Origin of the sequence: Actinophytocola sp., assembly GCF_035762905.1 — a bacterium.
GTDB lineage: Bacteria > Actinomycetota > Actinomycetes > Mycobacteriales > Pseudonocardiaceae > DASYTH01.
Genome location: NZ_DASUCC010000146.1, coordinates 148752 through 157834, shown reverse-complemented (window position 1 = coordinate 157834; position 9083 = coordinate 148752). Strand labels below are relative to the sequence as shown.

The 9083-nt window shown below is 71.0% G+C and carries 7 protein-coding genes; 5 read left to right on the top strand and 2 right to left on the bottom strand.

What is annotated here, in order from left to right; genetic code table 11:
* The 4 genes from VFV67_RS31960 to VFV67_RS31945 all read left to right on the top strand — a co-directional run.
* The coding region (locus VFV67_RS31960) for a sugar ABC transporter permease (RefSeq protein WP_326474421.1) at positions 1-862 on the top strand (862 nt) is incomplete at its 5' end.
* A gap of 16 nt (positions 863-878) precedes the next feature.
* Positions 879-1709 (top strand): carbohydrate ABC transporter permease, encoded by an 831-nt coding sequence (locus VFV67_RS31955; RefSeq protein WP_326474420.1) that lies wholly within the window; start codon positions 879-881, stop codon positions 1707-1709.
* 15 nt (positions 1710-1724) lie between these two features.
* On the top strand, positions 1725-3638 hold the full coding sequence (locus VFV67_RS31950; RefSeq protein WP_326474419.1) for a glycoside hydrolase family 127 protein: 1914 nt from the start codon (positions 1725-1727) through the stop codon (positions 3636-3638).
* Between the two features lie 41 nt (positions 3639-3679).
* On the top strand, positions 3680-5389 hold the full coding sequence (locus tag VFV67_RS31945; protein ID WP_326474418.1) for a hypothetical protein: 1710 nt from the start codon (positions 3680-3682) through the stop codon (positions 5387-5389).
* A gap of 1 nt (position 5390) precedes the next feature.
* Here VFV67_RS31945 and VFV67_RS31940 read toward each other — a convergent pair whose 3' ends face one another.
* Positions 5391-7352 (bottom strand): hypothetical protein, encoded by a 1962-nt coding sequence (locus tag VFV67_RS31940; RefSeq protein ID WP_326474417.1) that lies wholly within the window; start codon positions 7350-7352, stop codon positions 5391-5393.
* A 124-nt stretch (positions 7353-7476) separates the two neighbouring features.
* Between VFV67_RS31940 and VFV67_RS31935 the strand changes: the two genes are divergently transcribed.
* Positions 7477-7887 (top strand): DUF2000 domain-containing protein, encoded by a 411-nt coding sequence (locus VFV67_RS31935; RefSeq protein ID WP_326474416.1) that lies wholly within the window; start codon positions 7477-7479, stop codon positions 7885-7887.
* On the opposite strand, the gene VFV67_RS31930 is transcribed toward VFV67_RS31935, so the two are convergent.
* Positions 7888-9042 carry a hypothetical protein gene (locus VFV67_RS31930; protein ID WP_326474415.1) on the bottom strand — a complete coding sequence of 385 codons (1155 nt, stop codon included), beginning with the start codon at positions 9040-9042 and terminating at the stop codon, positions 7888-7890.
* Positions 9043-9083: the final 41 nt, after the last annotated feature.

Here is a 9083-nt window from a genome sequence, read left to right as displayed (position 1 = left end):
CCACCGGACGCTGGCCAGCGGCCGCAGCCGGCTGGCGATCCTCTACGCCGCACCGATGGCGCTGATCGTCGCCACGCTGTTCGTCATCCCGCTCGGCCTGATGGTGTGGATGTCGTTCAACCACTGGCCGCTGCTCGGCGCGTCGGCGCCCAACGGGGTGGCGAACTACGCCGCGCTCGCCGACCCGTTCTTCCTGCGGGCGCTGTGGTTCACGCTCAAGTACACCGTGGTCACCACGGTCGTGCTCGGGCTGGTGTCGTTCGGCCTGGCCCTGCTGGCGCAGCAGCGCAGGCGGGGCACCGGGTTCTTCCGCACGGCCTACTTCATCCCGGCGGCGGTCGGGCTGGCCTCGGCCAGCCTGCTGTTCTACGGGCTGTTCAACAACCAGTCCTCGCCGCTGAACGGCGCGGTGCGCTGGGTGTTCAGCACCGACATCGACTGGCTGGGCTCCAACGGCAACGCGCTCGCCGCGACCGTCGGCATGATCACCTGGCGGTTCGCCGGCTTCTACATGCTGATCCTGCTGACCGGTCTGCAGAGCATCGACCCGGTGCTGTACGAGGCGGCCAGAGCGGACGGCGCGAGCCGGTGGCAGATCATGCGGATGGTCACCCTGCCGCTGCTGCGGCCCACCATCGCGCTGATGATGGTGCTGTCGGTGACCGGCTCGCTGCTCGCCTTCGACCAGTTCTTCATCCTCACCGGCGGCCGGCACGACACGGCGACCGTGGTGATCGACATCTACCGGGAGGCGTTCCTGTCCCAGGATCTCGGCCGGGCCGCGGCGATCTCGGTGGCCACCCTCGCGGTGCTGATCGCGGTCAACGGCATCCAACTGCTCCTGATCCGGCGCAACCGGTAAGCCGCGGAGGGAGACCATGGCACGTACACCCGGCGCGGCGGCCCGGTCCGTCGGCTACTTCACCACCTCGACCGCGCTGGCCATCCTGTTCGCCTTTCCGATCGTGTGGACGGCGTACTCCTCGGTGCACGGCCGGGAGGCCAGCGGGACGGCGAACGGCTGGGGCCTGGACAACTACCAGCGGCTGGCCGGCTACGGCGACGGGTTGCTCACCTACGTCACCAACACCGCGCTCACCGCCACGGTCACGGTCCTGGTGACCGTGGTGACCACCACGCTCGGCGGCTACGCCATCGCCCGGTTCTCCTTTCCCGGCAAGAACATCCTGTTCCTGGTGACGCTGGCGATCCTGATGGTCCCGTACACCACGATCCTGATCCCGCTCTACGTCTTCCTCGGCTGGATCGGCCTGCAGAACTCGATCATCGGCCTCGGTCTGGTGCTGGCCATGTTCCAACTTCCGTTCGGGCTGTTCATGATGCGTAACTCGTTCGAGGCGCTGCCGGTGGAACTGGAGGAGGCGGCGCTGATCGACGGGTGCACGCACACCGGTGCGCTGTGGCGGGTGCTGCTGCGCGGGGTGGCGCCCGGGATGGTGACGGTGGCGCTGTTCTCGTTCCTGTCCGCGTGGAACGAGTTCGTCGCGCCGCTGATCTTCCTGACCGACGGCACCAAGTTCACGCTGCCGGTGGCGCTGTTCAACCTGCAGAGCGGCAACCTCGGCTCGGTCGACTTCGGCGCGCTGCAGTCCGGCGTGGTCGCCGCGGCGCTGCCGTGTGTGGCGGTGTTCCTGTTGCTGCAGCGCTACTACGTCCGCGGCTTCACGTCCGGCGCACTGAAGGGTTAGAGCGAGGGGAACACGATGACACCAGAACCCGGGACAACGGCCCCCGGCGGCCCGGCCGCCCCCACCGCGGGCGCCGTCGCGGCGCTGCGCCCGCTTGCGGGCGGCGCCGTCCGGCTCGACCCGGTCGGGCTGTTCGGTGGCTGGCAGGGCCGCAACGCACTGAACACGCTGCCGCACTGCATCGCCCGGATCGAGGACAGCGGGCCGATGGCCAACATGCGGCGCGCCACCGGTGCCGGCGACGGTGAACATCAGGGTTTCTGGTTCAGCGACTCGGACATCTACAAGACCGCCGAGGCCGCGGCCTGGGAGCTGGGCCGCTCCGGGACGCCGGACCTGGCCGGGTTCCTTGACCTCACCGCCACCCTGCTGGCCAAGGCGCAGGAGGCGGACGGCTACCTCAACTCCTACTACCAGACCGATCATCCGGACCGGCGGTGGCGGGAACTGGTGTCCAGCCACGAGCTCTACTGCGCCGGCCATCTCATCCAGGCCGCCGTCGCCGCCGCCCGGTCCGGCGTCTGCCCGGATCTGCTGGTGGTCGCGCGCCGGTTCGCCGACCTGATCGTCGAGCGGTTCGGTCCGTCCGGAACCGACGACGTGGACGGGCACCCGGAGATCGAGACGGCACTGGTCGAGCTGTACCGGGTGACCGGGCACGAGCCCTATCTGCGGGTCGCCGAGCGGTTCGTCAACCTGCGCGGCCACGGGCTGCTCGACCGGGACCGGTTCGGCCCGCAGTACTACCAGGACCACCAACCGGTGCGGGAGTCCACCGAGGTCACCGGGCACGCGGTGCGTCAGCTGTACCTGCTGGCCGGTGTGGTCGACGTGGCGGTGGAGACCGGTGACCAGTCGCTGCTGGACGCGGCCGAACGGCTGTGGGACTCGGCGTTTCGCACCAAGACCTACCTCACCGGCGCGCACGGCTCCCGGCACCGGGACGAGGCGTTCGGTGACCCGTACGAGCTGCCGCCGGACCGCGCCTACGCCGAGTCCTGCGCCGCGATCGCCAGCTTCCACTGGAACTGGCGGCTGCTGCTTGCCACCGGCCGGGTCCGGTACGCCGACGAGATGGAACGCGTGCTGCACAACGCGATCGCCGGCGCGGTGGCCGCCGACGGCCGGCATTTCTTCTACTCCAACCCGTTGCAGCTGCGCACCGGGCACGACGGCGAGCACGAGGACGCCCCGTCCCGGCGGCTGCCCTGGTACTCCTGCCCGTGCTGCCCGCCCAACCTGGCCCGCCTGATGGCAACCCTGCACTGCTACCTGGCCACCGCGGACGGCGACGGGGTACAGCTGCACCTGTACGGCTCGGCGGACATCGAGGCGCCGGCCGGCGGGCTGCGGGTGCGAACCGGTTACCCGTGGGCCGGCCGGGTCGAGATCGTGCCGACCAGGGACGCGGACCGGCCGTGGACCCTCGCCCTGCGGATTCCCTCCTGGTGCGAGGAGTTCACCGTCACGATCGACCGTCAGCCGGTCGACGCCGTGCCCGAGAACGGTTACGTGTCGGTGACCCGCACCTGGAGAGCCGGCACCAGGATCCTGCTGGACCTGCGCATGCCGCCCCGACTGGTCGCCGCGCATTCCCATGTGGACGCCGTACGCGGCTGTGTCGCGCTTGCCCGCGGACCGCTGGTGTACTGCGTCGAGCAGGCCGACCTGCCGGACGGGGTCACCCTTGAGGACGTTCGGCTGGATCCGTCGGCCCCGGTGCGCGCCGTCGAGCAGCCCGGCCACCCCTACGTCATGGTCATCCTCGCCGCGGCGGGAGCCGTGGTCGCGGACCCCGGCGCGCTGTATACCGGCTATCCACCCCCGGCGGACCCGACCCCGCGGTCCGTCGATCTGACCGCCGTGCCGTACTTCCTGTGGGGCAACCGGGAAGCCGGCGGAATGCGGGTGTGGCTGCCCACGGTCTGATCGTCCACATCAAACCCTGCTGATGTTTGCGAGGTAGCACCGTGTACCGAAGGTTCTCCCGATCCGTCGCGGCCGCGGCCACCCTGGCCACCGTCGCGGCCCTGCTCGCCGCGGCGCAGACTCCGGCGGCCGCCGCCGGCGCGACGCTGACCGTCAACGTGGCCGCGCCGCTGCGTCCGGTCACCCACGCCGCGTCCGGCGGGCTGTACGCGCTGGCCGAGAACAACCGGCCGGCCGACAGCACGCTCTACCCGATCCGGATGCGCAACGTGGTCCAGCCGGCGCCCGGCACCCAGCACCGGCCGAACGGCCAGCCGCCCGGCGGCGACTCGCTGCTGGTGGCCCCGCAGGCCACCCGGGTCGGCGCCGGCATGGTCATCCGGATGCCCGACATCTATCCCACGTTCCCCTACCAGTGGGTGAGCTGGGCCGACTGGCTGACCAAAGTGGACGCTCAGGTGACCGCCCGGCTGAACGCGACGACGGTGACCAACGTCGAGGGCTGGGAGCTGTGGAACGAGCCGGACTTCACCTGGAACACCGCGGCCGCCGGACCGTTCAACGACGGCTGGGTGCGCACCTTCCAGCGGGTCCGCTCCCGGGACACGGTCACCCCGATCGTCGGGCCGAGCATCGCCGGCTGGAACGTCGGCTTCATGCGGTCGTTCCTCACCACCGCAAGGAACACCAACACGTTGCCGGACATCATCTGCTGGCATGAGCTCAACCACACCGCGCCGCAGATCGCCGCACATGTCAACGAGTACCGCGCACTGGAACGGGAGTTGGGGATCAGCCCGCGGCCGATCTCGATCAACGAGTACGCCTGGACCGACGAGGTCTACGTGCCCGGCATCGAGGTCTCGTACCTGGCCAAGCTGGAGCGGGCCGGCGTGGAGATGGCCAACCGCGCGTTCTGGAACGAGTACGGCACGGTCAACGGCCTCGTGGTGAACAACAACCAGCCGACCGCGAGCTGGTGGCTGTACAAGTGGTACGGCGACATGGCCGGAAACATGGTGGCGGCCACCCCGCAGACCCAGACCGGGCTGGACGGGTTCGCCTCCTACGACGGCACCCGCCGGATCGTCAACGTGGTGCTCGGCAACGAGTCCGGCACCAACTTCGTGCGGGTCACCGGGATCGGCGCGCTGGGCGGCACGGTTCGGGCCCGGCTGGAGTCGACCCCGAACTCCGGCCGGTTCACCGCGGTGACCGCGCCGACCGCGATCTCCACCACCACGCACACCGTGACCGGCGGCGCGATCACCGTTCCGGTCAACAACATGGACGCGGGCCGCGGGTACCACCTGGTGATCGAGCCGGCCACCGGCGTGCCGGCGTTCCAGCAGCGCTACGAGGCCGAGAACGCCTCGGTGTCCCGGGCCCAGCGACGGTCCGGCGGATCCGCGTCGAACGGGTGGTACGTCGGCGGGATCAACAACATGGGCGACTTCCGCACCGACAGCTACGTCGACTTCGTCGTCACCGTGCCCACCGCCCGCGCCTACCCGATGACCATCAGGTACGCCAACGGAACCGGCGCCACCGCCACGCACGGCATCGCGTTCAACGGCGGTGGCTGGTCCACGGTCAGCTACCCGCCGACCGCCGGCTGGGCCCAGTTCGGCACCGTGACCACGACGCTGAACCTGCGCGCCGGGGCCAACACGATCAGGCTGGCCAAGGGCTCGCCGTTCTTCGCCGGCGGTACCGGGTTCGCCGAGCTCGACTACGTCGAGGTGAGCTGACTCACCCCTGTTCGGTAATCGTGCCGATGCACACGAAGTACTCCGTGCCACCGCGCAGGTTCCAGTGGGCGAAGGAATCCCGCACCCGTGACTCGTTGTCGCCATGGGTGAACGCGACGTCGTACTCCCCCGCGGTGACGACGATGCGCTTCAGCACGGCCTGATCGCGGCAGATGTTGTTCTCCGCCTTGGGCGACGGCGGGCAGGTCGGGCAGGCGTCGACGGTCTCCACCCGGGCCTGCGCGCCGGCGAGTGCGATCCGGAGCAGCTCGGCGGAGTCGTTGTGTAGCAGGATGACGGCCTCGTTGGGGCCGGCCCGGCCGATGGCCTGGGGCGATCCACCCAGCTCCCGGCCGTCCTCCCGGGCGATCTTGTTCAGCAGCCGGGCGAACGCCGCGGTGACCTCGGCGGTGCGGGCGTGACCGGGGTACTTCTTCAGGAACTCCTCGGCGGCTTCCTTCGAGTCCAGGTCGTTGACGTTCGCGGCGGCGGTGGCGCAGTTGGCGAGCAGGTTGGGCAGCAACTCGCCGCGCGCGGAGAGCACCCGGTCGTCGCGGACCCGGGGGAGCGAGGTGCACCACCGGAGGTCCTTGGCGATCAGCTCCTCGGTCTCCGCCGCGATCCGGTTGTCCGGGTAGTCGGTGAACAGCCGGGCATAGGCGACCACCGCCCGGCTGAGGTCGTGCGCCTCGGCGAACGCCGTGCCGCACGCGGAGTGGATCCCGGGCCCGTTGTCCGGCCCGAGCATCTTGTTCCTCCGCAACAGGTCGAGCACGTCGCAGCTTTCCAGGGTGGCGATGCCGGGCGCCTCGAGCAGCTCGGTGACCCGGGTCCGGGCGGCCTCGGTCAGCGGGCTCGTCGGCCGGTCCGGCACGAACTTGACATAGGAGACCAGTGCCCCCGGCCGGTCACCGGCCTGCTGCTTGTCCGCGGCCACCCGGAACGCCTGGCACTCGGCCTTTTCCGACTCGGCGAGCCGCACCGTGTCGCCGATGGTCACGATCCGGTAGCCGTTGATCACCGAGTCGTACTCGGCCACCGCGGTCGCACAGTCCGCGCGCTCGTACGCCTCGCGCCCGTCCGCGTAGGCCCCGTTGTCCATCAGCAGTCGCACGCCGGTGTACCCGACCACGAGCAGCAGCACGACGACGGCCGCCGCGCCGAGCGAGAGCCACACCTTTCGCCATGACCGCCGGCGGCGCGGCACCTCGGGAGGCGGCGGGAATCCGCTTTCCGGCCAGGTCGCCTGCGGAGCCCCGGGCGGTTGGGCCGGGTCGGTGGCCGGAGGGACCGCCACCGACCAGTCCTGGGACCAGGCCGCCTGATCGGCGGGCGGGATGGTCGCGGATTCGGTGGCCGGTTCGGCCGGCGGGTTGCCGGTGGGTGGGTCGGCCGGTGCGGCGGCTGGGGTGACGGCGGCTGTCGGTTGGGCGGGCGGTTCGGCCAGGGGGTCGTCGGTCGGCACCGCACTCGGTTGGGCGGGCGGGGTGACGGCGGCCGGCGGCTCGGCCGGTGGGTTGCCGGTGGCTGGGTCGGCCGGTGGGGTGACCACGGCCGCGTGTTCGGCGGGTGGTTCGGCCAGGGGGTCGTCGGTCGACGCCGCGGTCGGTCCGGCGGGCGGGGTGACGGCGGCCGGCGGCTCGGCCGGTGGGTTGCCGGTGGCTGGCTCGGCCGGTTCGGCGGGCGGGGTGACCGCGGCTGTCGGTTCGGCGGGTGGTTCGGCCAGGGGGTCGTCGGTCGGCACCGCGGTCGGTGGGGCGGGCGGTGTGATGTCGCTCGCCTGCCCGGCCGGAGCCGGGGTGCGGGCCGGCTCGGCGGCGGATTCGGTGTCGCTGGGTGGTTCCGCGGCCACGGGCGGTGTCCTGGTGCCCGGCTCGGTGGCGGCCCGGTCGGCCGGTGCGGTGGCCTCCGCGCCCGGCCGGTCCTGGGCGTCGTCGGGCAGGGTGGCGTCGTCGGATGCCATGTGGTGGAGACCCCCCATCGTTGTGCTCGGAGCGGCATCGTGACGGGTCCGGGGGGAGCGCGTCAACAGGGTCCTGCGCACCTGCGTTCAAGACTGCGTGCCACCGGATCAGCACGATCAGCCCATGCGGTTTCCGACGAAGATCGTGGTTGCGATCCGGGGTGATCTCGAGACGTGGCGCAAGCTGAACATCACCGCGTTCCTGGCCGGCGCGGTGGCCGGCGGCGTCCCGGAGGTGCTCGGCAAGCCGTACGAGGACGGCTCCGCAAACCGGTACCTGGCGATGTTCCGCCAACCGGTCGTGGTCTACGTCGCCGATGGTGTCGACCTCCGCCGCGTCCGTCAGCGCGCGGTCGCCCGCGACCTGCCGACCGCCGTCTTCACCGAGGAGATCCTGGGCACCGACAACGACGACGACAACCGCGCCGCCGTCCGGGCCGTCGGTGCGGACGCCCTGAATCTGGTCGGCGTCGCCCTCTACGGCCCGCGCAACGCCGTCGACAAGGTCTGCAAGGGACTGGCGCTACATTCCTGACTACCGGAACGGGGTGAGGCAGAAGAAGTAGCTCCGGCCGGGCCGCAGTATCCAGCGAGTGATGGCATACCGAGGCACACCGTGGGCCAGCACGACGTCGTACTCCCCGGGCGTGACGACGATCCGCTTCAGGTTGGCGTGGTCGCCGCAGGATTCGCCCTCGGCCCGCGGGAGAGGGCGGCAGGTCGCACAGGCGTCGACGGTCACCACCCGGCCGTCCGGACCGCTGAGTGCGATCCGATACGGAACCACGCCTTCGTTGTGCGCGAAGATGACGGCTTCGTTCGGGCCGGCCGAACCGTCGGGGTAGGGCTGCCAGTCCACCTTGTCGCCGTTCTCCAGCGCGAGCTTGGTCATTGAACGGGCGAGCGCCACGGTGACCTCGCCGGTGCGCGGGTGGCCGGGGTACTTCTGCAGGAACTCCTCCGCGGCGTTCTCGGCGTCCTCGGCCCACACAGCCGGGGCCGTGGCGCAGTTGGCGAGCAGGGTCGGGTACAGCTCACCCCGCGCGGCCAGCACCGGGTCCTGGCGGATCGTGGTCATCGCCAAGTGCCCGCACCACCGGGCATCCCGGACGATCAGTCCCTCGGCCTCGGCGGCGATCCGGTGGGTGGGGTAGTCGGCGAACAGACCGGCATAGGCGTCCAGCGCCTGATCCAGATCGTGCGCCTCGGTCAAGGCGGTGCCGCACGCGGAGTGGATCCCGGGCCCGGTCTCCGGCCCGACCATCGCGTTCTTCCGCAACAGGTCGAGCACGCGACAGCTTGGTTCGGTGGCCACCTCGGCAAGGTCGGGCTCCTCGAGCAGATCGGTGACCCGGGCCCGGGCGGCGTCGGTCAGCGGGCCGGCCGGCCGGCCGTGCACGAACTGGACGTAGGACGCCAGCGCGCGAGGCTTGTTGCCGGCCCGCTGCCAGACCGCCGCCACCTCGAAGGCCTTGCATTCCGCGCGTTCCCGCTCGGCCCGTTCCACCGTGTCGCCGACGGTCACGATCCGGTAGGCGTTGATCACCGAGTCGAACTCGTCGATCGCGGCCACACAGTCCGCCCGCTGGTAGGCTTCGTGGCCATCCCGGTACGCGGCATCGTCCTTCAGTTGGCGCACCACCGAATACCCCGTCGCGAGCAGCACGACGACCCCGGTCGCGGCTGCCACCCTCAGCCACACCTTCCGCGTTGCGGCCCGAGTGGGCCGGG